Genomic DNA, 19068 nt, shown 5'->3' on the forward strand with positions numbered 1-19068 from the left:
GCACGCAGATCGCCCCCGTCACCGATCCGGTGGCGGGGGCGACGTGCGTCCGGCCGCTAGGACTCCGAGGTCTCGGACGAGTGCGACGACTCGGACTCGTCGATCCGTCCGGCAGCGGCTCGCCGCCGGGTCCGCAGGAAGTACACCAGGGCCAGCGTGAACACGATCATCGACGTCCACACGTTGAGGCGGAAGGGGCCGATCGTGTTGGCCGTGTCGATGCGCAGCAGCTCGATCCAGAACCGTCCAGCGGTGTAGAGCATGACGTAGAGCGCGAACGCTCGTCCGCCGGTGAAGCGGTACTTGCGATCGAGCGCGACGATCAAGGCCGCCGCGGCGAGGTTCCACAGCAGCTCGTACAGGAACGTGGGATGGAACGTGGCGAACTGCTCGTAGCCGACCGGCCGGTTGGCCGGCGAGATCTCCAGTCCCCACGGCAGCGTGGTGGGCCGGCCGAACAGCTCCTGGTTGAACCAGTTGCCCAGCCGCCCGATGGCCTGGGCAACCAGCAGCCCCGGAGCCAGTGCATCGGCGACCATCGAGAACGAGACGCCGTAGCGGCGGCAGGCGATGTAGGCACCCAGCGCTCCGCCGGCGACGGCACCCCAGATGCCGAGGCCGCCCTTCCAGATGAGGAAGACGTCCCACGCGTTCCGACCGTCCTCGAAGTACAGCTCCGGGTCGGTGATGACGTGGTAGATCCGCGCACCCACGATGCCGAACGGGATGGCCCAGATGGCGACGTCGCCGATCAGCCCTTCTCGCCCACCGCGGGCCTGGAACCGGCGTTCGCCGATCCAGATGGCCACCAGCGCGCCGATGATGATGCCGAACGCGTAGGCGCGCAGCGGCAGGGGGCCGAGGTGCCAGACGCCGGACGACGGGCTGGGGATGTACAGGGGCAGATGCGTCATCGAGAAGTCCTCTCCACGCCAGCGCGCAGGTCCTCGGCGAGTGTACGGATGGCCGTGAGGCCCGTCGCGTGGTCCGGCGCGTCGAGGATGCACCGCACCAGGGCCGATCCCACGATCACCGCGTCCGCGAAGGCGGCGATCTCGTGCGCCTGGCGCCCGTTGCTGACCCCGATGCCGACGCCGACGGGCTTGTCGGTGACGGCCTTGGCGCGGGCCACCAGGTCCGGCGCGAGGCTGCTGGACTGCTCCCGCGCACCGGTGACGCCCATGACCGCTGCCGCGTAGATGAAGCCGCTGGCGGCCTCCGAGGTCATCGTCAGCCGCTCGGGCGTGGACGACGGCGCCACGAGGAAGATGCGGTCGAGGTGGTGACGCTCGGACGCATCGATCCACTCGCCCGCCTCGTCGGGCACCAGGTCGGGCGTGATGAGGCCCGATCCGCCCGCCGCCGCGAGGTCGGCGGCGAACCGCTCCACGCCGTAGCGCTCGACGGGGTTCCAGTACGTCATCACCACGGTGGGCACCCGGGCGGAGGTCGCACGCACCACGTCGAACACGTGCGACGTGCGCGCCCCTGCGGCGAGAGCCTGCTCGGCGGCGGCCTGGACGGTGGGGCCGTCCATCACCGGGTCGCTGTACGGCAGGCCGACCTCGACGAGGTCGACGCCGCCGTCGATCATCGCTGCGATGATCTCGATCGAACTTCTCCGTGGTGGGGAACCCGGCCGGCAGGTAGCCCACCAGCGCGGCCCGGTTCTCGGCGCGCGTGCGGGCGAACAGCTCGTCGAGCCTCGACGCGACGGTGGCGCTCACGCGTCCTCCCCCAGCAGGCCGAAGTACTGAGCCGCGGTGTGGACGTCCTTGTCGCCGCGACCGGACAGGTTCACCAGGATCGTGGCGTCGGGGCCGAGCTCCTTGGCCAGCTCCAGCGCGCCGTGCAGGGCGTGGGCGGACTCGATGGCCGGGATGATGCCCTCGGTCTTGCACAGCAGGTCGAACGCGGCCATGGTCTGGGCGTCGGTGGCCGGACGGTAGGTGGCACGCCCGATGTCGGCGAGGTGGGAGTGCTCCGGACCCACGCCCGGGTAGTCCAGGCCGGCCGAGATCGAGTGCGACTCCATGGTCTGGCCGTCCTCGTCCTGCAGCAGGAACGACCGCGCGCCGTGCAGCACCCCGATGTCGCCGCCGCTGATGGTCGCTGCGTGCCGACCTGTCTCGACGCCGTCGCCGCCGGCCTCGATGCCCACCAGCTGCACGTCCGCGTCGTCGATGAAGGCCGTGAACAGGCCGATGGCGTTGGAACCGCCTCCGACACAGGCGACCGCGGCATCGGGCAGAGCCCCGAGCTGCTCGAGGCACTGGGCCCTGGCCTCGTCGCCGATCCCCCGCGTGAGGTCGCGCACCATCGTGGGGAACGGGTGCGGGCCGGCCGCCGTGCCGAACAGGTACGACGTGGTGTCGACGCTGGCCACCCAGTCACGCAGCGCCTCGTTGATGGCGTCCTTGAGCGTGCGGCTGCCGGTCGTGACCGACACCACCTCTGCGCCCAGCATCTGCATGCGGGCCACGTTGAGCGCCTGGCGCTCGGTGTCGACCTCGCCCATGTAGACGGTGCAGTCCAGGTCGAGGTAGGCGCAGGCGGTGGCCGACGCGACGCCATGCTGCCCGGCACCGGTCTCCGCGATGGCGCGCGGCTTGCCGATGCGCTTGGCCAGCAGGGCCTGACCGATCACGTTGCGGATCTTGTGGGCGCCGGTGTGGTTGAGGTCCTCACGCTTGAGCAGGATGCGGGCGCCGGCGGCCTCGGAGAACCGGGTGGCGTCGTACAGCGGGCTCGGCACGTTGGCGTACTCGCGCATCATGCGGTCGAGCTCGGCCATGAAGGTGGGGTCGGCCTTGGCGTCGGTCCAGGCCTGGTCGAGCTCGTCGAGCGGGGCGATCAGCGCTTCGGGCATGAAGCGCCCGCCGAACCGGCCGAAGTGGCCGGTGGGATCGGGCTGGGCGTACGTGGGTGTGGCAGTCATGCGGTGTCCTCGGTCAGGTGCTGGCAGGTGGTCGGGGCGCCCGCGCCACCGGACCGATCGGCCCCCCTGGCGCGAGCCGTCACCACCGGTGCTGCAGAGCAGGGTGGGTGCCGGCCGCGACGAGATCTGCCACCGTGGCCCGGGGGTCGTCGCCGCGGACCAACGTCTCGCCCACCAGCACGACGTGCGCACCGCACTTGGCGTACTCGATGACGTCGAGCGGACCGCGGATGCCGGACTCCGCCACCCGCACCACGGTGTCGGGAATCAGCGGGGCGAGCCGGGCGAAGGTGTCGGGGTGCACCTCGAGGGTCTTGAGGTTGCGGGCGTTGACGCCGATGACGGTGGCCCCGGCGTCGACCGCACGCCGGACCTCCTCCTCGTCGTGCACCTCGACCAGCGCGGTCAGCCCGATGGATCGAGCGCGTTCGATGAGGCTCTCGAGCGCCAGCTGGTCGAGAGCGGCGACGATGAGCAACGCCATGTCGGCGCCGGCCGCCCGCGCTTCCCACAGCTGGTACGAGGTGGTGATGAAGTCCTTGCGGAGCACGGGAACGTCGACCACCGCGCGCACCGCGCGCAGGTCGGCCAGCGACCCGTCGAAACGCCGCTGCTCGGTGAGCACGCTGATCGCGGCGGCTCCACCGGCGGCGTAGTTGGCCGCGAGGCCGGCGGGATCCTTGATGGTCGCGAGTCGGCCCTTGCTCGGGCTGGCACGCTTGACCTCGGCGATCACCGAGACTCCGTCACCACGAAACGCCGGGACCGGATCGAGGGCCGAGGGCTGGCGAGCAGCCATCGCCTTCAGGTCGTCGAGGCTGGTGCTCTCCATGCGGACCCGCAGATCGTCGGCAGCGCCGGCAAGGATCTCGTCGAGCACGGACATCGATCCTCCTCGGGGGTGGGGACACGCGGACCTTTCCCCAAGACTAGACCTGCCGCCGGATCGGTTCGAGGTGGGTCTGTCGCACGGGTTCGCCACCCGCGCGTCCGCCTATGCTCACCCCATGTCCGACGCCCCCGACCCCTCGCCGTCCCCCACGGACCCGCCGCCCACGAACCAGCGCGCCGTCCTCAGCGTCGGCGTCGGCGTGGTGGCGTTGCTGCTGCTGGTCGTCGAGCCGTTCGGGACGATGCTGCTGAGTCTGCCGACGATGACGCTGGGCATCCACGCACGTCGCGAGATCACCGAGTCGGGCGGCGCGCAGCGCGGGTTCGACCTCGCCGGTGCCGGGGTCGCGCTCGGCACCGCGACGTTCCTCGTGTCCATCGTGGCAGTCTTTCTCGATCTGCTGTGAGCGGGCGCGCGTCGCCCTTCGCACGGCGGCCGCACTTCGCTATCGTCGCTGTCATGTCGACGAACGAGCCTCCTGCCCACCCCGGCGACGACCCGTCGCCGCTCCCCTCCTACGGATCGGTCCAGCCCCCGGAGGGCTACCAGCCGCCGCCCGGCTACCCCGCCCAGGGCGCACCGGGCGGCACCGGTGACGGCTACGACGCCTCGGCGGCCTTCTCGTGGGGATGGCGGGCCTTCAAGGCCAACTCGGGCCAGCTGGTCCTCGCAACCCTCGTCGTCGCAGCGGTCGCCATCGTGCTGTCGGTGCTCACCGAGGTGATCGCGCCGTCGCCGGACTTCGTGGACGCCGACGGTGGATTCGCCTTCGAGGGTGGGGCGTTGCTCGCCAACTTCATCGTCCAGACCATCACCGGAGGCATCTCCCTGCTGGCCACCGCCATGCTGATCCGCGGAACCCTGGACGTGGCCGACGGCAAGGCGTTCTCGATCGGGGACGCCTTCAGCCGCATCCCCGTGGTGCCGGTGATCCTGACCGGCATCCTGCTCAGCCTGGTGACCACGGTCGGCCTGCTGCTGCTGGTTCTCCCGGGCCTCGTGTTCGCGATCTTCTCGTTCTTCACGCTGTACTTCGTCATCGACCGGGACGCGTCGCCCTTCTCCGCCCTCGGCTCGAGCTTCTCGATGGTCGGCTCCAACTTCGGTGCGGCGCTGCTCAGCGGCCTGCTGGCGGTCCTGGTGATGCTGGGCGGTGCGATCGTGCTCCTGGTCGGGCTGCTGGTCGCGGTCCCGATCGTGACGCTCGCCGCCTCCTACGCGTTCCGTCGCTTCAGCGGCCAGCCGGTCGTCGAGCCGGCCTGAGACTGGATAGGGTCTCGCCATGACCTCGAACGAGCCGCCGCAGTACCCCGACTACGGGTCGGTCCCCAACCAGGGCGGCACGCCGCCACCGCCTCCGTCCTCGGGCGGATGGGACGCTCCCCCGCCGTATCCGCCGGCCGGAGCACCCGGTGGCTACGGGCCCGTGCCGCAGACGCTGCAGAAGGCCACCTGGGCCATGATCATCGGCATCATCAGTCTCCTGTGCTGTGGGCTTGCCGGGATCGCGGCGATCATCATGGGCAGCCAGGCCAAGCGGGAGATCCGGGCGTCGAACGGTGCCCTGACCGGTGAGGGTCAAGCGCAGGCCGGCTTCGTGCTCGGCATCATCGCGCTGGCGTTCACGGCGCTCCTCATCGTGTTCTACGTGGGCGTGTTCGCCGTGGGCTTCTCGAGCTCACCCTGAGGGGTCACGGGGCGAGCGCGGCGCCGAACGGCAGGTTGCGCACGACGCCGAACACCACCAGGACCGCAACCATCGCGTAGCCCCAGCGCTCGGACAGCACGATCATGGGACCGGGTCGGCCGCGCCAGCGGCGCACCACCCACAGCACCCACGCCACCGCGAGCGCCCCGACCAGAGCCACGGCCAGCACGTTGCTGCTGACCGCCGCGGCGACGTCGCCGTGCGTGAGGTCGTTGACCGCGCGCAGCCCTCCGCACCCCGGGCAGGGATGGCCGGTGAGCAGCAGGGACGGGCAGTAGCCGTAGCTGCCTGCCCCGTGCGGGTCGTGGAACCGCAGCAGCGTGAACAGACCGGCACCGGCCACCGCGACCAGCGCCGGGTCGCGCAACGCTGACCGGTGCTCGCCGGTCGACGGTGTCGAGGCGAGGGCGGTCATGGTGACTGCAGCACGACGGAACCGACCGCCTTGTCGTGCAGGGTCTGCTTCTTGTCGTCCCACAACGGCCACAGCAGGTCGATCCATGCCAGGCAGCCGAGGACCAGGCCGGCCCCGAAGGCGATCGCCCAGCGGCCGAGCGCCGCGCCGACACCGATCGGCTCGCCGCCCACGAGGGCGACCACGCGGATCCCGACGAGCTTCTTGCCCAGACTCTGGCCCGTGCGTCCCAGCCGCAGCACGCGGTTCCAGATGTCGAACGCCAGGTAGAGCAGGACGCCGAGACCCACCACCACCAGCCCGCCGAGGTTCACACCGGTGATCTCGTCGGTGACGGGGTCGACCTCGGAGCCCCTGAAGACCAGGATCAGGCCGATCACCATCGGCACGACCAGGATGATCACCGCGAGCACCCCGTCGATGAGGTAGGCACCGACGCGCGATCCGTAGCCGGCGTACGGCGTCGGCGGCGCGTATCCGGTCGGCTGACCGTAGGAGGGCGGCGGGTACCCCGCCGGCTGGCCGCCGGGAGGTGGCGGCGGGTGGTAGCCGGGCGGCTGCTGCGGCACGGGCTGGGCCGGCTGCTCACCCGGGTACGGCGGGTACTGCGGTCCGTCGGTCATGGTCCGACTCGGCTCAGTGCCCGTCGGAGTCCGCGCCCATGCCCGCGGCGGACATGACCAGACCGACCGGGCCAGCGGCCAGCGCGATGACGCAGCCGACGGTGAACAGGACCCAGTGCGGGTTCGGGATGAGCGCCACGCCACCGAGGGTGATGCCGGCGAGGGCGAGCAGAACGGCGGTCCAGGCGGCCGGTGATGATCCGTGCATGGCGTCACCCTACTCGGTCGGATCGTGCCCCTCGTCGAGCGCCTTCCAGATGTCGGTCTCGGTCTCCGGGGCCACCGGAAGCCTGGCAGCGGCAGGCGCGTCGTATCGACCGCTCATGCGCGGCCATCGGCGGGCCAGCGCGACGACGACACCGCCGAGAACGATCGCCAGTGCGAACGCCCCGATGGCCACGAGGTGCCACACTGTGCTGGAGCGATCGGTGGCACCCGCACCGGTGAACGCCGGCGAAGCCTCGACCGCGTCGCGCACCGCGCCGTCCAGCGCGCTGCGACCGTCGAGCACGACCACGAGGGCGCCGACCGCCGCGAGAACGATCAGGACACCCACCAACCGCCGCAGGCGCCCGGACGTGGCCAGCACCGCGATGGCACCGGTCACCACGACCAGGGCCAGCGCCGACGCCAGCGGGTAGGCGTCCGTGCCGGTCACCTGGACGACGTCGCTCGGCAGTCCGGCGGTGGCGACCCGGACCTCGACCCACGGGCGACCCAGAGCGAGGAAGGCCAGCCCGCCCAGCGCGAGCAGGGCCAGCACGACCGGTGCGTAGAGGCGGCGCGCCCTGGAGATCGGTCCCGTGGAGCCCGAGACCGTCACAGCAGCCGGTCCGCGTCGAAGCAGGTGCGCTCACCGGTGTGGCAGGCCGGGCCGTGCTGGTCGACCACGACCAGGACGGTGTCGGCGTCGCAGTCGAGCCGTACCTCGCGCACGTGCTGGGTGTTGCCGGAGGTCTCGCCCTTGACCCAGTACTCGCCGCGGCTGCGGCTCCAGTAGGTGCCGCGGCCCGTGGTGAGCGTGCGATGCAGCGCCTCGTCGTCCATCCAGCCCAGCATGAGGACCTCACGGGTCGAGGCATCCTGGACGACGGCGGGCACCAGCCCGTCCGAGGTGCGCTTGAGGCGTGCGGCGATCGCGGGATCGAGGGAGGTCACGGTCCCAGTCTCCCAGCCGGACCTGTCATGACGACAGGGACGCCTGCGCGACCCAGCTGGCGTGCAGCCGTGAGTAGACCCCACCCGCGCCGACCAGCTCGGCGTGGGTGCCGTCCTCGACCAGCTGACCGCCGTCGAAGACCAGCACCCGGTCCGCGTTCTCGGCCGTGGACAGCCGATGGGCGATGGTGACGCTGGTGCGGCCGTCCAGCAGTCGCTCCAGGGCCCGGGTGGCGCGCAGCTCGGTCTGCGGGTCGACCGCGCTGGTGGCCTCGTCGAGGACCAGCAGGTCGGGGTCGGCCAGGGCCGATCGCACCAGTGCGACCAGCTGGCGCTCGCCGGCGGACAGCGACTCCCCTCGCTGGCCGACGCGGCTGTCGAGGCCACGCGGAAGGGCGTCGAACCAGTCGCGAACGCCCAGCTGGTCGATGACCGACATCAGGTCGGCGTCGGTGGCACCCGAGCGCCCGTAGACGAGGTTGTCGCGCAACGTGGCGTCGAACAGGAAACCCTCCTGGGGCACCATCAGCACGTGCCGCCGCAGGTCGTCGAAGCCGACCCGGGAGATGTCGACCCCACCGAGGGCGACGGTGCCGTCGCGCGGGTCCATCAGCCGGGTGAGCAGCTTGGCGAAGGTGGTCTTGCCCGACCCGGTCTCCCCCACGACGGCCACCCGCTGCCGGGCCGGGATCTGCACGTCGACGTCGCGCAGCACGTCGGGTCCTTCGGGGTAGGCGAACGACACGTGGTCGAACGTGGCGCCCAGCGCTCCTGTTGGCAGCGGCACGGCGTCCGCGCCCGGGTCGATCACGTCTGCCGGCGTGTCGACCAGGTCCATCACGCGACGCCACGAGGCGATGGCGTTCTGCGCCTCGGTGATCACCTGGGTGGCGTTCTGGGTGGGTCCGACCACGAGGCTGACCAGGAAGGCGAAGGCGATGACCGTGCCCATCGACAGACCACCGGCCACGCCGATGATGACGCCGGCCGCGAGCACGCCGGCGTTGGCCAGCCCGCCGGAGACACCGGCAGAGGCGAACGTGACGGCGACCAGCTTCTGGGCCTGGGTGTTGGCGTGCAGGTTGTTGCCGATGCCGGCGTCGACCCGCTGCTGGGTGCGCGGCTCGATGGCGTGCGACTTCACCACGGAGGCACCGACGACCGGCTCGGCGATGACCGCCAGCATCTCGCCGACGGTGCGCCGGACCGTGTCGTACGCCGAGCTCAGGCGCGTGGCGAAGTAGCGCAGGCTGATGACCAGCGGCAGGAAGCACAACCACACCACGAGCGTCAGCTGCCAGGAGTAGAACGCCATGACGACGGTGGCGACCACGATCTGGCCGAGGCTGATGACGATCATGATCCCGGTCATCTGCAGGAACAACGAGACCTGGTCGATGTCGGACGTCACCCGCGAGACCAGCGCGCCGCGGCGCTCGGCATTCTGGGTGAGCATCGACAGGTCGTGCACGTGCCGGAACGCGGTGATGCGCAGCTCGGCCAGGCCGTTCTCGCTGGCGACGAACAGCCTGACCCGCATCCAGTAGGCGACGCCGGCCGTGAGCAGGACGAGCACGAGGGCGACCCCCACGGGCAGGGCGACGTCGGTCAGTCGGACGGCGATCCCGGCGTCACCGAGCCCGGCGTCGATGGTGCGCTGCACGACGATCGGGATGACCGAGCCGCCCACGGTGCTGAGGATCGCGAGGAACAGGGTGAACCGCAGGCCCTCCTTGACGCCGGGCGACATGTCCAGGCCGCGGCGGACCACCGACAGTCCGGTGGCGCGCGACGACTCGACGCCGGGCAGGTTCTCCTGCACGGGGACGCGGGTGCTCATGAGATGACCTCACGTGCCTGGTCGTAGGCGTTGACGATGTCGCGGTACGCCGCCGAACGTTCGACCAGCTCACGATGCGTGCCCTGCTCGGCGACCCGGCCACGGTCGAGCAGCACGACGTCGTCGGCCAGCGCGATGGTGGCCTTGCGGTAGGCGACCACCAGCACGGTGGGGCCGGCCCCACCGGCGGTCTGCTGGGCCAGGGCCTTGAGGATCCGCTGCTCGACCTCGGGGTCGACCGCGCTCGTGGCGTCGTCGAGCACCAGCAGCCGCGGCCGCCGCACGAGGGCCCTGGCGAGGGCGAGTCGCTGCCGCTGACCGCCCGACAGCGTGGTGCCGCGCTCGCCGAGCTGGGCGTCGAGCCCGCGATCGAGCGCCGACACGAAGCCGTCGGCCTGCACCGTGCGCAGCGCGGCCCACACGTCCTCGTCGCTGACGTCGCGGCCGAGCGTGATGTTCTCGCGCACCGAGTCGTCGAACAGGAAGGTCGACTGCGGCACCACGGCGACCGTCTCGGCGAGCGCCTCGTGGCTCAGGTCTGGCAGGGGCACGCCGTCGAGGCAGACGACGCCCTCGGTGGGGTCGACGAGCCGCACGAGCAGCGAGGTGATGGTGCTCTTGCCGCTGCCGGTGGATCCGACGACGGCCGTGACGCTGCCCGGTGGCAGCCGCAGGTCGAGGTGACGCAGCACGTCGGCGTCGGCGTCGTCGAACCGGTACGACACGTCGGACAGGCGCAGCTCGACGGCGCCCGACCCGGGCACCTGAGCGGTGTCGTAGTCCATCGAGCCCTGGGCGTTGAGCACGCTCTGCACGCGGTCCCAGCCGACGACGCTGCGCGGCAGCTCGCCCAGCACCCATCCGATGGCCCGCACCGGGAACGCCACCACGGTGAACAGGTAGGCCACCTGCACGACGTCGCCGGGGTCGGCGGCACCGCTGGCGACCCGCCCGACCCCGAGCGCGATGACCAGCAGGACACCGAAGTTGGGCAGGGCCTCCAGCAACGGGTCGAAGACGCTGCGGACCCGACCGACCGCGATGTTGGCGTCGCGGAGCTCGCGGGTGCTCTCGGCGAACCGCTCGGTCTCGTCGGCCTCCCGGCCGAGCGACTTGACCACGGTGGCGCCGTCGAAGGACTCGTGCGCCACCGCGCTCAGGTCGCCGCGCAGGGACTGCGCGAGCGCCACGCGTGGGGACAACCAGCGCTGGTAGAACACGTTGATGCCGAACAGCGCCGGGAAGACGATCAACCCGACGAGCGTGAGCACGAGATCGGCCGCGATCATGGCGCCGAGCGCGGCGACCAGCATCGCGATGACGCCGACGGCCATCGGCAGCGGCATGAACACCGCCCACGCGGCCTCGACGTCGGCGTTGGCGTTGGACAGCAGCTGTCCGGTGGGGTGGCGGTGGTGCCACGACATCGGCAGCACCAGGTACTTGCGCGTGACGAGACGCCGGTGCGAGGCGACCAGCCGGTAGTACACGAGCCCGCCGATGAGGCGGCGTGCGACGACCCCGGCGGCCCGCAGGATGGCCACGCCGATGAACAGCAGCACCGCACCGACCAGTGCGCCCCGCACGACCTCGCCGTTCTCGAACGACGGGCGGATGACGTGGTCGGTGGCCCACCCGAGCACCCAGGCGTCCGCCACCGTCATGGCGCCGTACAGCGCGCTGCCGATCGCCGAGATGGCGAACAGCAGCTTCTGCTCCTTGATGCCACGTCCGAGCAGCTGCATCCCGCGGCGAGTCATGTGCGTCGCGTCGCGGTTGCCCAGCTCGGAGCCCTGGGAGTCGTCGGGAGTGACGTCGGGCTCGGGGGGCGCCACGGCGCTACCTGACACGCTTGCCTGCTGCTCTCAAGGTCTCTTTCACCTGTCCGATGGTCATGTCGCCGAAGTGGAACACGCTCGCGGCGAGGACGGCGTCGGCGCCTGCGTCGACGGCGGCCGGGAAGTGCTCGAGCCGGCCGGCTCCGCCACTCGCGATGAGCGGTACCTGTACAACACCGCGGACCGCCCGAATCATTTCCAGATCGAAGCCATTTCTCGTGCCGTCGGCGTCCATCGAGTTCAGCAGGATCTCACCCGCGCCCAGCTCGGTGGCCGTCCGCGCCCACTCGACGGCGTCGATACCGGCCGACTCGCGGCCGCCGTGGGTGGTGACCTCGAAGCCGCTCGGCTGATCCGGTGCGCGACGAGCGTCCACGCTGAGCACCAGCACCTGGTTGCCGAAGCGGTGGGCGATCTCGGCGATCACCTCAGGTCGGGCGATGGCGGCGGTGTTGATACCGACCTTGTCGGCACCGGCGCGGAGCAACCGGTCGACGTCCTCGGGCGTCCGCACTCCCCCGCCGACCGTCAGCGGGATGAACACCTGGTCGGCGGTGCGCCCGACGACGTCGTAGGTGGTGGATCGGTTGCCCGACGAGGCGGTGATGTCGAGGAAGGTCAGCTCGTCGGCGCCCTCGGCGTCGTAGACGGTGGCCATCTCGACCGGGTCTCCGGCGTCGCGGAGGTCGACGAAGTTGACGCCCTTGACCACCCGCCCTGCGTCGACGTCCAGACAGGGGATGACACGGACCGCGAGACTCACCCGCCGAGCCTACCGAGAGATCCCCCCGGAACCGACCGCTGCGGTCTACCGTGACGACATGAGAACTCGTGTCGCCGTGGTGTCCGCCGTGCTGCTGCTGTCGGTGGGTGCGTGCGGGTCCGATCCCGCGCAGCCTGGCGCCTCTCCCACGGCTGACGCACCGACGTCGTCCTCGACACCGTCGCCGTCGCCCTCCGTGCCTCAGTCGTCAGCCGATCTGGAGCTCGCGCCCGGACGGGTCGGACCGGCGTCGGCGGGCATGACGAAGGACGCCGCGCTCGCCACCGGGCTGTTCGAGGCCGACGTCGAGAACGGCGTGTGTGAGGGCGCGGCGGACCTCACCTGGAACTCCGGGTTCGCCGACGTCGACGTGCTGACCAAGCCGGACGGCACGATCGCCTCGCTGGGCGTCACCGGTCCCGACGGCCCCCGCACCGCCGACGACCTCGGCGTCGGGTCCACGTTCGGCGAGCTGATCGAGACCTACGGGGCCGACCTGAGCGCGCCGGAGAAGGCCGGTTACGGGCAGGTCGGTGTGTTCGTCCGCGACGGCGACGACTGGTTGGGCTTCCTGCTCGGCGACGCCACGAGCGTCGAGCAGGTCGACAACGACCCCGCGTTCAAGGTCACCTTCGCCGAGGTCACGAAGTTCACCAAGCCCGCGCTCATCCGCGACGGCTGCTGACCGAGCCGATCAGACCGCGGAGACCGCTTCGAGCGCCTCGGGCAGCGTGAAGGCCCCGGCGTACAGCGCCTTGCCGACGATCGCGCCCTCGACACCGAGTCCGGTGAGCGAGGCGATCGCGCGCAGGTCGTCGAGGCTGGAGACTCCTCCCGACGCGACCACGGGCTTGTCGGTGCGCTCGCAGACGCGACGCAGCAGGTCCAGGTTCGGCCCGGTCAGCGTGCCGTCCTTGGTGACGTCGGTGACCACGTAGCGGGCGCAGCCGTCACGCTCGAGCCGCTCGAGCACCTCGAACAGGTCGCCGCCCTCCTCGGTCCAGCCGCGGGCGGCCAGGGTGGTGCCGCGCACGTCGAGCCCGACGGCGATCTGGTCGCCGTGCTCGCCGACGACCTTGGCGCACCACTCGGGGTTCTCCAGCGCGGCCGTGCCGAGGTTGACCCGTCGACACCCGGTGGCGAGCGCGGCCTCGAGCGAGGCGTCGTCGCGGATGCCGCCGGACAGCTCCACCTGCACGTCCAGGCGTCCGACCACGTCGGCGAGCAGCTCGCGGTTGGACCCCTTGCCGAACGCTGCGTCGAGATCGACGAGGTGGATCCACTCCGCACCGTCTGACTGCCACTGCATCGCGGCGTCGAGCGGTGATCCGTAGGAGGTCTCGCTGCCGAGCGCGCCCTGGACGAGGCGCACGGCCTGTCCATCGGCGACGTCGACGGCGGGCAGCAGTTCGAGAGTCACGCCGGTGATCGTACCGAGGTCGCCGTGCGCCGGCGTCGGAGGCGTCAGTCCAGCAGACCGAGGCGAGTGACGGCGTCGGCCGCCAGGAAGAACCCGGCGATGCCGATCACCCACCAGATGGCGCCGCCGACACGATCACCGACCCACCCGGCCGCCCTCTCGAGGAGGGCATCGGCACGAGATCGCACCGTCAGGCGAGCTCCCAGCAGCACCAGGGCCGGGACGACCATGAGCACGTTGTACACGCCCAGGATTCCGACCTGGGCCACGAAGGGCGCGTCGCTCGTGCCGAGCAACGCCAGCGCCCCGAGGTACGGCAACATGCTGGCCGCCTCGATCAGGCCGGCCACCAGCGCGACCCCCGCGACGGTGGCGACCCGGCCGTCGCCGGTGACGATGGTGTCCACCCAGCGTTGGGCGCGAGAGGGTCGACCGGAGGCGGCCCGCTCTCGCGCGGCAGCCTTCGCCCACGGGGTGTCCGGCCAGAAGCTGCCGACCAGCAGCCCGAGCCCCACGACCAGCTGCGCCCATTCGACCGCGCGGTGGTCGTCCAGAGACGATCCTGCTGCCACGACCGCGTCGCCCAGGAGCAGGATCACCACGCCCAGAGCCAGGTAGAAGGCCACCAACGTGCCGAGGTAGATCAGCACCCGACCAGCGCGTACCCGAGGGTGCACCAGCATCAGCAGCGGCAGCACCAACGTGCCGATGCTGGTGCTGTCGATCAGCGCGAGTCCGGCCAGCGCGAGAAGGGCAGTGGTCGTCATGGCATCCATCCAACACGGACACCCTGTTCAGGAGCTGAACGACTCCAGCCAATTCTCGAGCAGCCGCCGACCGGCGTCGCCGGACTTCTCGGGGTGGAACTGGGTGGCCCACAGCGGGCCGTCCTCGACCGCGGACACGAAGCGCCCGTCGCCATAGGTGGTCCAGGTGACCCGAGCCGCTGGGAAGGCCGGCGGGCGGCTCAGCGTCCACTCACGCACGCCGAACGAGTGCACGAAGTAGAACCGCTCGTCGCCGATGCCGGCGAACATCACCGACGAAGCGTCCGCCTCGACGGTGTTCCAGCCCATGTGCGGGACGACCGGCGCGTCCAGCCGCTCGACGACACCGGGCCACTCCCCGCAGCCCTCGGTGCGGACGCCGTGCTCGATGCCCTCGCCGAAGAGGATCTGCATGCCCACGCAGATGCCCAGCACGGGCTTCTGCGCGATCAGACGCCGTTCGACCAGACGCGGTCCCCCGACTGCGGTGAATCCCTGCATGCAGGCCTCGAAGGCGCCCACGCCGGGCACCAGCAGACCGTCCGCATCCATCGCGACGTCGGCGTCGGCGGTCAGCACCACGTCAGCCCCCGCACGCTCCACGGCGCGCACGGCCGAGCGGAGGTTGCCCGAACCGTAGTCGAGGACCGCGACGAGCGGTCCGGTCACAGGGCTCCCTTGGTGCTGGGAACGCCCGTCTCCCGCGGGTCGATCGCCACGGCGTCGCGCAGGGCCCGCGCCACCGCCTTGAACTGAGCCTCGGCGATGTGGTGCGGGTCCCGACCGTCGAGCAGGCGCACGTGCATCGTGATGCCGGCGTGGTGCGCGATGGACTCCAGCACGTGGCCGGTGAGCGAACCGATGTACTGACCACCGATGATCGCGGTGATCTGGCGCTCCGGCTCGCCGGAGTGCACGAAGTACGGGCGGCCGGACACGTCGACGACGACCTGCGCGATCGCCTCGTCCAGCGGCACCAGCGCGTCGCCGTACCGGCGGATGCCGACCTTGTCGCCCAGCGCCTCGCGCAGGGCCTCGCCGATGCAGATGGCGGTGTCCTCGACGCTGTGGTGGGCGTCGATGTGCAGATCGCCCTCGGTCTTGACCGTCAGGTCGATCAGCGAGTGACGCGAGAACGCGGTGAGCATGTGGTCGTAGAAGCCGACGCCGGTGGAGATGTCGTGCGCGCCGGTGCCGTCGAGGTCGAGCTCGACGACGACGTGGGACTCCGACGTCTTGCGTTCGATGCGAGCGGTGCGGGTCATCGACCGACCACCTCCTTCAAGCAGGCCTGGAAACGTTCCATCTCCGCAGGAGTCCCGATGGACACGCGGAGCCAGCCGTCGGGTCCAGTCTCCCGTATGAGCACCCCGCGGTCGACCAGCGCCTGCCAGACGGCGTGGCGGTCCTCGAAGCGACCGAACAAGATGAAGTTCGCGTCGGACTCGGCCACGTCGAATCCCTCGGCGGTCAGCCAGGTCGCGACCTCGTCGCGGGTGGCGCGCAGGTCGTCGACGCGGGCCAGCAGCTCGTCGGCGTGGCCGAGAGCGGCGAGCGCTGCCGCCTGCTGCACCACCGACAGGTGGTAGGGCAGCCGCACGATGCGCAGCGCGTCGATGATCGCCGGATCGGCGGCGACGTAGCCGAGGCGCCCGCCGGCGTAGGCGAACGCCTTGCTCATGGTGCGGGTGACCAGCAGGCAGCGGTGGTCCGGCAGCAGCTCGAGGGCCGTCGGCGTTCCCTCGCGGCGGAACTCCGCATAGGCCTCGTCGACCACGACGATGCCGGGCGCCACGTCCAGGATCGCGCGGACCGCATCCAGCGGCAGAGCCGTGCCGGTGGGGTTGTTGGGCGACGTCAGGATCACGACGTGTGGTTGCTCGGCCTCGACCAGGGCCACCGCCGCGTCGACGTCGATGCCGAAGTCCTCTCGGCGCTGCCCGGTGACCCAGCGCGTGTGGGTGTTGCGCGCGTACTCCGGATACATCGAGTACGTGGGCGCGAACGAGACAGCCGTGCGGCCCGGACCACCGAACGCCTGCAGGATCTGCTGCATCACCTCGTTGGAGCCGTTGGCGGCCCACAGCTGGTCGATCCCCAGCCCGTGGCCGAGATAGTCGGCCAGGCCCTGCCGCAGGGCTCTCGCCTCACGGTCGGGGTAGCGGTTCAGACCGGCAGCGGCGTTCGCGACCGCGGCAGCGATCGAGCCGACGACGGCCTCGGTGGGTCCGTACGGGTTCTCGTTGGTGTTGAGCTGCACCGGCAGGTCGAGCTGCGGCGCGCCGTAGGGCTCGTCGTCGCGCAGCTCCTCGCGCAGCGGCACCCAGTCGGGCGCGCTCACCGTGGCGCTCGGTCGAGGCGGACGCTCACGGCCTGGCCGTGCGACGGCAGGTTCTCGGCGTTCGCGAGCGTGACCACGTGGCCGCCGACCTCGCGCAGCGCGTCCTCGGTGTACGTGACGACCTGCATGTTCTTGCAAAACGCCCGGACCGAAAGGCCCGAGGAGTGGCAGGCGCACCCGGCCGTGGGCAGCACGTGGTTGGACCCGGCGGCGTAGTCGCCCAACGACACCGGGGTGAACCGGCCGACGAACACCGCTCCGGCATTGACGATGCGGGCAGCGACCGCCGAGGCGTCGACGGTCTGGATCTCGAGGTGCTCGGCGGCGTAGGCGTTGGCGACCGCGACGGCCTGGTCGAGGTCGCGCACCAGGACGGTGGCCGACTGCGGACCGCCGAGCGCCGTGCGGATGCGCTCGACGTGCGGCGCGGCGTCGACCTGGACCTTGAGTGCCTGGTCGACACGGTCGGCGAGATCCTCGCTGTCGGTGATCAGCACCGAGGCGGCGGCCGGATCGTGCTCGGCCTGGCTGACCAGGTCGGCGGCGACGAACTCGGCGTCGGCGGTGTCGTCGGCGATGACGGCGATCTCGGTGGGACCTGCTTCGCTGTCGATGCTGACCGTGCCCTGCAGGTACCGCTTGGCCGCGGCGACGTAGATGTTGCCCGGTCCGGTGATCAGGTTGACCGGACGGCACTCCCCCGCGCCGTAGGCCAGCATGGCGAGCGCCTGGGCTCCGCCGGCGGCATAGACCTCGTCGAGGCCCAGCAGCGCACACGCCGCGAGGATCGTGGGGTGCGGCAGCCCCCAGTAGGGACTCTCCGGGTCGCGCGACGGCGGACTGGCCAGCGCGATGCCGGCGACGCCGGCCACCTGGGCCGGGACTGCGTTCATCAGGACCGTGCTGACCAGGGGCGCGAGGCCACCCGGCACGTACAGGCCCACCCGCTGCATGGGAACGATCCGGCGCTCGACCGTGGCGCCGTCGGCCACGGTCGTGGTGACGCTCTGCTCCAGCTCGGCCGCACAGGTCTGGCGCAACCGACGGATCGACTCCTCGAGACCGGCTCGGATCGCAGGGTCGAGGTCGGCCAGTGCCGCGGCCAACGTCTCGGTCGGGACCCGCAGCTGCTCGGGCCGGACGCCGTCGAACCGCTCCGACGCGTCGAGGACGGCCTCGACACCACGCTGCTTGACGTCCTCACAGATCGGACGGACGGCGTCGAGGGCCTGCTCGACGTCCACCTCGGCGCGCGGGACGGCGTGGCCGTAGACCCAGTCCCACTCGTGGGGTGCCGGGTCCAGGGAGCGCAGGTCGAGGCGTCGTATCACGACGCTCAGTCTACGGAGGTGGGTACGGTGTCGAGGTGGCCGGGAAGAAGTCGAGCAGGGACCGAGCACGCGACTCGGCTGCCGGAGCGACCCCGGCGTACGTCGCCCTGACCCAGGCCGGCGTCACGTTCACCCCCCACGCCTACGAGCACGACCCCCGCGCCGCGTCGTTCGGCACCGAGGCTGCCGAGGCTCTCGGCGTCGAGCCCGCCCGGGTCTTCAAGACCCTGCTGGTCGACCTGGACGGTGCGCTCGTGGTGGGTGTCGTGCCGGTGTCGGGGTCCCTCGACCTCAAGGCGGTGGCGGCCGCTCTCGGCGGCAAGCGAGCCCAGATGGCCAACCCCCACGCCGCGCAGCGTGCGACGGGCTACGTGCTGGGCGGCATCTCCCCGTTCGGCCAGCGCCATCGCCACCGCACCGTGGTCGACGCATCGGTCCACCAGCACGAGACGGTCTTCGTCTCAGCCGGCCGGCGCGGCCTGGAGGCCGAGGTGAGCCCTCAGGACCTGGTGTCGATGACCGGAGCCGTCGTGTCGTCGGTGTCGCGCGGGTAGCCGTCCAGCTCGACGTCACGCCCCTGCCCCCAGCTGGCCAGCAGCACGCCGACCAGGGCAGCGATCGGCCAGGCGAGGAACGGGGCGATCGAGTCGACCTGGAGCTGATCCGGGACGCGATCTCCCGGTGACAGCCCCCGCACCGTCTCGGGTGCCGGCGGCCCCACGAGCACGCCGGTCTGCCAGGCCACCACGGCGGCCACCACCGATCCCGCGACGGCGAACACCACCAGCGGCCAGCTGGAGCCGCGCGACAGCATCGACACCAGCACCGACCACAGCAGCGACGCGATCGCGCCCACCAGCGTGAACACGACGACCACCTGGAACTGCCCGCGCGACGCCTCCTCCGTGAGGGCGATGCCCGTGTCGCGCACCTCCCACTCTCCCGGTTGCGCCAGGGCCCACCAGACCAGGCCGGCCACCACGCCCAGCACCACGGCCGATGCGAGGACGAGCAGCGGGCGTCGGGTCATGAGC

The 19068-nt window shown here is 71.3% G+C and carries 23 protein-coding genes and 2 pseudogenes; 5 read left to right on the forward strand and 20 right to left on the reverse strand.

Annotation, left to right across the window (positions count from 1 at the left end; translation table 11 throughout):
• Positions 1-56: 56 nt before the first annotated feature.
• The 4 genes and pseudogenes from lgt to trpC all read right to left on the reverse strand — a co-directional run bounded on the left by lgt (position 57) and on the right by trpC (position 3824).
• Positions 57-914 (reverse strand): prolipoprotein diacylglyceryl transferase, encoded by an 858-nt coding sequence (gene lgt, locus AC0L5F_RS03315; protein ID WP_473315193.1) that lies wholly within the window; start codon positions 912-914, stop codon positions 57-59.
• Positions 911-1727: pseudogene (trpA, locus tag AC0L5F_RS03320) on the reverse strand (tryptophan synthase subunit alpha). Before trpA ends, lgt begins: the two are co-directional and overlap by 4 nt.
• Complete coding sequence (gene trpB, locus AC0L5F_RS03325; RefSeq protein ID WP_473315194.1) at positions 1724-2938, reverse strand: tryptophan synthase subunit beta; 1215 nt, start codon at positions 2936-2938, stop codon at positions 1724-1726. Before trpB ends, trpA begins: the two are co-directional and overlap by 4 nt.
• A 79-nt stretch (positions 2939-3017) precedes the next feature.
• Positions 3018-3824 carry an indole-3-glycerol phosphate synthase TrpC gene (gene trpC, locus AC0L5F_RS03330; protein WP_473315195.1) on the reverse strand — a complete coding sequence of 269 codons (807 nt, stop codon included), beginning with the start codon at positions 3822-3824 and terminating at the stop codon, positions 3018-3020.
• A gap of 121 nt (positions 3825-3945) precedes the next feature.
• Between trpC and AC0L5F_RS03335 the strand changes: the two genes are divergently transcribed.
• Genes AC0L5F_RS03335 through AC0L5F_RS03345 form a run of 3 tightly spaced genes read left to right on the forward strand, consistent with a single transcriptional unit; the run spans position 3946 to position 5517 of the window.
• Positions 3946-4236, forward strand: coding sequence for a hypothetical protein (locus AC0L5F_RS03335; protein WP_473315196.1), 291 nt, complete (start codon positions 3946-3948; stop codon positions 4234-4236).
• A 53-nt stretch (positions 4237-4289) separates the two neighbouring features.
• Entirely contained in the window at positions 4290-5093 is an 804-nt protein-coding gene (locus AC0L5F_RS03340) for a hypothetical protein (protein WP_473315197.1), read from the forward strand.
• 19 nt (positions 5094-5112) lie between these two features.
• Entirely contained in the window at positions 5113-5517 is a 405-nt protein-coding gene (locus tag AC0L5F_RS03345; protein ID WP_473315198.1) for a DUF4190 domain-containing protein, read from the forward strand.
• A gap of 4 nt (positions 5518-5521) precedes the next feature.
• Here the strand turns inward: AC0L5F_RS03345 and AC0L5F_RS03350 are convergent, their stop codons facing one another.
• The 9 genes and pseudogenes from AC0L5F_RS03350 to hisF all read right to left on the reverse strand — a co-directional run bounded on the left by AC0L5F_RS03350 (position 5522) and on the right by hisF (position 12175).
• Positions 5522-5953: a DUF2752 domain-containing protein gene (locus tag AC0L5F_RS03350; protein ID WP_473315199.1), complete on the reverse strand. Its 432-nt coding sequence runs from the start codon at positions 5951-5953 to the stop codon at positions 5522-5524.
• Positions 5950-6576, reverse strand: coding sequence for an RDD family protein (locus AC0L5F_RS03355; RefSeq protein ID WP_473315200.1), 627 nt, complete (start codon positions 6574-6576; stop codon positions 5950-5952). Before AC0L5F_RS03355 ends, AC0L5F_RS03350 begins: the two co-directional genes overlap by 4 nt.
• A 13-nt stretch (positions 6577-6589) precedes the next feature.
• A complete protein-coding gene (locus tag AC0L5F_RS03360) occupies positions 6590-6784 on the reverse strand; it encodes an HGxxPAAW family protein (RefSeq protein ID WP_473315201.1) in 195 nt (64 codons plus the stop codon).
• A 9-nt stretch (positions 6785-6793) separates the two neighbouring features.
• Positions 6794-7399, reverse strand: coding sequence for a Trp biosynthesis-associated membrane protein (locus AC0L5F_RS03365; protein ID WP_473315202.1), 606 nt, complete (start codon positions 7397-7399; stop codon positions 6794-6796).
• Positions 7396-7734: a phosphoribosyl-AMP cyclohydrolase gene (gene hisI, locus AC0L5F_RS03370; protein WP_473315203.1), complete on the reverse strand. Its 339-nt coding sequence runs from the start codon at positions 7732-7734 to the stop codon at positions 7396-7398. Before hisI ends, AC0L5F_RS03365 begins: the two co-directional genes overlap by 4 nt.
• A 25-nt stretch (positions 7735-7759) precedes the next feature.
• Positions 7760-9574, reverse strand: a complete 1815-nt coding sequence (locus AC0L5F_RS03375) for an ABC transporter ATP-binding protein (RefSeq protein ID WP_473315204.1) — start codon at positions 9572-9574, stop codon at positions 7760-7762.
• The gene (locus AC0L5F_RS03380; RefSeq protein ID WP_473316135.1) at positions 9571-10359 is read right to left on the reverse strand and encodes an ABC transporter ATP-binding protein; all 789 of its coding nucleotides are present in this window, start codon (positions 10357-10359) and stop codon (positions 9571-9573) included. Before AC0L5F_RS03380 ends, AC0L5F_RS03375 begins: the two co-directional genes overlap by 4 nt.
• 150 nt (positions 10360-10509) lie before the next feature.
• Positions 10510-11334, reverse strand: a pseudogene (locus tag AC0L5F_RS03385) (ABC transporter transmembrane domain-containing protein); the annotation flags it as partial.
• 79 nt (positions 11335-11413) lie between these two features.
• Positions 11414-12175 carry an imidazole glycerol phosphate synthase subunit HisF gene (hisF, locus tag AC0L5F_RS03390; protein WP_473315205.1) on the reverse strand — a complete coding sequence of 254 codons (762 nt, stop codon included), beginning with the start codon at positions 12173-12175 and terminating at the stop codon, positions 11414-11416.
• A 58-nt stretch (positions 12176-12233) separates the two neighbouring features.
• Between hisF and AC0L5F_RS03395 the strand changes: the two genes are divergently transcribed.
• Positions 12234-12860, forward strand: a complete 627-nt coding sequence (locus AC0L5F_RS03395; protein ID WP_473315206.1) for a hypothetical protein — start codon at positions 12234-12236, stop codon at positions 12858-12860.
• 9 nt (positions 12861-12869) lie between these two features.
• On the opposite strand, the gene priA is transcribed toward AC0L5F_RS03395, so the two are convergent.
• The 6 genes from priA to hisD are packed head-to-tail and all read right to left on the reverse strand — an operon-like array spanning position 12870 to position 18016.
• Positions 12870-13595, reverse strand: a complete 726-nt coding sequence (gene priA, locus AC0L5F_RS03400) for a bifunctional 1-(5-phosphoribosyl)-5-((5-phosphoribosylamino)methylideneamino)imidazole-4-carboxamide isomerase/phosphoribosylanthranilate isomerase PriA (RefSeq protein WP_473315207.1) — start codon at positions 13593-13595, stop codon at positions 12870-12872.
• 44 nt (positions 13596-13639) lie between these two features.
• Entirely contained in the window at positions 13640-14362 is a 723-nt protein-coding gene (locus AC0L5F_RS03405; protein WP_473315208.1) for a GAP family protein, read from the reverse strand.
• A 27-nt stretch (positions 14363-14389) separates the two neighbouring features.
• A complete protein-coding gene (gene hisH, locus AC0L5F_RS03410; RefSeq protein ID WP_473315209.1) occupies positions 14390-15031 on the reverse strand; it encodes an imidazole glycerol phosphate synthase subunit HisH in 642 nt (213 codons plus the stop codon).
• Entirely contained in the window at positions 15028-15627 is a 600-nt protein-coding gene (gene hisB, locus AC0L5F_RS03415; RefSeq protein ID WP_473315210.1) for an imidazoleglycerol-phosphate dehydratase HisB, read from the reverse strand. Before hisB ends, hisH begins: the two co-directional genes overlap by 4 nt.
• Positions 15624-16703, reverse strand: a complete 1080-nt coding sequence (locus AC0L5F_RS03420) for a histidinol-phosphate transaminase (protein WP_473315211.1) — start codon at positions 16701-16703, stop codon at positions 15624-15626. The genes hisB and AC0L5F_RS03420 overlap by 4 nt, the downstream gene beginning before the upstream one ends.
• Positions 16700-18016, reverse strand: coding sequence for a histidinol dehydrogenase (gene hisD, locus AC0L5F_RS03425; RefSeq protein WP_473316136.1), 1317 nt, complete (start codon positions 18014-18016; stop codon positions 16700-16702). Before hisD ends, AC0L5F_RS03420 begins: the two co-directional genes overlap by 4 nt.
• Before the next feature lie 53 nt (positions 18017-18069).
• Between hisD and ybaK the strand changes: the two genes are divergently transcribed.
• On the forward strand, positions 18070-18588 hold the full coding sequence (gene ybaK / locus AC0L5F_RS03430; protein WP_473315212.1) for a Cys-tRNA(Pro) deacylase: 519 nt from the start codon (positions 18070-18072) through the stop codon (positions 18586-18588).
• Here ybaK and AC0L5F_RS03435 read toward each other — a convergent pair.
• Positions 18534-19064, reverse strand: coding sequence for a hypothetical protein (locus AC0L5F_RS03435; RefSeq protein WP_473315213.1), 531 nt, complete (start codon positions 19062-19064; stop codon positions 18534-18536). The genes ybaK and AC0L5F_RS03435 overlap by 55 nt on opposite strands.
• Between the last annotated feature and the right edge of the window lie 4 nt (positions 19065-19068).

The sequence above is a fragment of the Aeromicrobium sp. 10G20-16 genome, assembly GCF_055809665.1.

What these genes read in the sequence shown, in the direction of transcription:
- lgt (WP_473315193.1), bottom strand. Translation starts at nt 914, where the DNA reads ATGACGCATCTGCCCCTGTACATCCCCAGCCCGTCGTCCGGCGTCTGG.
- trpB (WP_473315194.1), bottom strand. Translation starts at nt 2,938, where the DNA reads ATGACTGCCACACCCACGTACGCCCAGCCCGATCCCACCGGCCACTTC.
- trpC (WP_473315195.1), bottom strand. Translation starts at nt 3,824, where the DNA reads ATGTCCGTGCTCGACGAGATCCTTGCCGGCGCTGCCGACGATCTGCGG.
- AC0L5F_RS03335 (WP_473315196.1), top strand. Translation starts at nt 3,946, where the DNA reads ATGTCCGACGCCCCCGACCCCTCGCCGTCCCCCACGGACCCGCCGCCC.
- AC0L5F_RS03340 (WP_473315197.1), top strand. Translation starts at nt 4,290, where the DNA reads ATGTCGACGAACGAGCCTCCTGCCCACCCCGGCGACGACCCGTCGCCG.
- AC0L5F_RS03345 (WP_473315198.1), top strand. Translation starts at nt 5,113, where the DNA reads ATGACCTCGAACGAGCCGCCGCAGTACCCCGACTACGGGTCGGTCCCC.
- AC0L5F_RS03350 (WP_473315199.1), bottom strand. Translation starts at nt 5,953, where the DNA reads ATGACCGCCCTCGCCTCGACACCGTCGACCGGCGAGCACCGGTCAGCG.
- AC0L5F_RS03355 (WP_473315200.1), bottom strand. Translation starts at nt 6,576, where the DNA reads ATGACCGACGGACCGCAGTACCCGCCGTACCCGGGTGAGCAGCCGGCC.
- AC0L5F_RS03360 (WP_473315201.1), bottom strand. Translation starts at nt 6,784, where the DNA reads ATGCACGGATCATCACCGGCCGCCTGGACCGCCGTTCTGCTCGCCCTC.
- AC0L5F_RS03375 (WP_473315204.1), bottom strand. Translation starts at nt 9,574, where the DNA reads ATGAGCACCCGCGTCCCCGTGCAGGAGAACCTGCCCGGCGTCGAGTCG.
- AC0L5F_RS03380 (WP_473316135.1), bottom strand. Translation starts at nt 10,359, where the DNA reads ATGGACTACGACACCGCTCAGGTGCCCGGGTCGGGCGCCGTCGAGCTG.
- AC0L5F_RS03395 (WP_473315206.1), top strand. Translation starts at nt 12,234, where the DNA reads ATGAGAACTCGTGTCGCCGTGGTGTCCGCCGTGCTGCTGCTGTCGGTG.
- AC0L5F_RS03405 (WP_473315208.1), bottom strand. Translation starts at nt 14,362, where the DNA reads ATGACGACCACTGCCCTTCTCGCGCTGGCCGGACTCGCGCTGATCGAC.
- hisB (WP_473315210.1), bottom strand. Translation starts at nt 15,627, where the DNA reads ATGACCCGCACCGCTCGCATCGAACGCAAGACGTCGGAGTCCCACGTC.
- AC0L5F_RS03435 (WP_473315213.1), bottom strand. Translation starts at nt 19,064, where the DNA reads ATGACCCGACGCCCGCTGCTCGTCCTCGCATCGGCCGTGGTGCTGGGC.